Source organism: Candidatus Accumulibacter aalborgensis (assembly GCF_900089955.1).
Lineage (GTDB): Bacteria > Pseudomonadota > Gammaproteobacteria > Burkholderiales > Rhodocyclaceae > Accumulibacter > Accumulibacter aalborgensis.
In genome coordinates, this window is the sequence record NZ_FLQX01000178.1 from 1 (window position 1) to 1,087 (window position 1,087).

The 1,087-nt window shown below is 57.6% G+C and carries 1 protein-coding gene; it reads right to left on the bottom strand.

Going from position 1 to position 1,087, the window contains the following annotated elements; all coding sequences use genetic code 11:
- Positions 1–7: 7 nt before the first annotated feature.
- Positions 8–988, bottom strand: a complete 981-nt coding sequence (locus tag ACCAA_RS21635; RefSeq protein WP_186409316.1) for an IS30 family transposase — start codon at positions 986–988, stop codon at positions 8–10.
- Positions 989–1,087: the final 99 nt, after the last annotated feature.

Consider the following 1,087-nt stretch of genomic DNA (forward strand, 5'->3'; position numbering starts at 1 on the left):
GGCGGATTCAAGTCTGAAGTGCAACAGCGTTATGACGCGAGTGTAGCTGCTTCATGAAGACCTCGTGAGGTGTTTTGAAGCCGAGGCATTTTCTGGGACGGTGATTGAGGCGATGCATGGCGAAGGCAAGCTGATCATGGGTAATGGAATCGAAGTACATTTTCTTCGGGAAGAACTGGCGAATCAGGCCGTTCATATTCTCGTTTGCGCCGCGCTCCCAGGAAGCATAGGGATGAGCGAAGAAGAAGTCTGTGTCGAGTTCTGTGGCGATACGCTCATGTTGGGCAAACTCCTTGCCGTTGTCAGTCGTCAGCGTGTGAACACGGGCAGCAAAAGGCGTCAGCAAGGAGATCATGGCGTCCGAAACAGCTTTCGCGGTTTTGAACGGCACATGCGCGATCAGGGCGTAGCGGGACGTGCGCTCGTTAATCGTGACCAGTGCCTGCTTTTGTCCAGCGCCGATGACCAAGTCCGCCTCCCAGTCGCCAAAGCGGCCACGCTCGGCCACGATGGCAGGGCGCAAATCGATGGAGACCTGGTTGGGGATGGTGCCGCGTCGCTCACGGCCGCCATAACGCTTTCGCCGGGCCTTCTGGCAGCGCAAGGTGCGGTGCAACGTGCCACCGGCTCGCTTGTCGGCGTAGATGCGTTGGTAGATGCTTTCGTGGCTGACGGTGGTCTGCCCACTGACTTTGAGGTAGCCGGAGACTTGCTCCGGACTCCACGTCTCGCCAAGTTTGGCGTCAACCATGGCCCATGTTTCGGCCGTAACGCGAGGGCCGTTCTCACAGGCCCGCATGCGGGCCTGTGAGAACTCATGCGCTTGCTTGGGACGGTAGCCACGCGCTCCGCGATTACGCTTCATCTCCCGACCAATGCTCGATTTGTGGCGGTTCATTACTCTGGCAATGTCGCTTTGGTCATGCCCGGCTTTGGCAAGGATGGCAATCTGGTACCGTTCGTCTTGGGTGAGGTGTGTGTATTTCATTCCAGGCAACTTTGACTTGGTGGTCGAGGGGCTCGGATGCTAACGCATCTCGCCCACCCAACCCGTTAATCAGAGTTGCACTTCGAATTTGAACTCGCG

Bases quoted from the DNA above. Each gene is read 5' to 3' on its own strand.
- ACCAA_RS21635 (WP_186409316.1), bottom strand. From the start codon at position 988: ATGAAATACACACACCTCACCCAAGACGAACGGTACCAGATTGCCATC.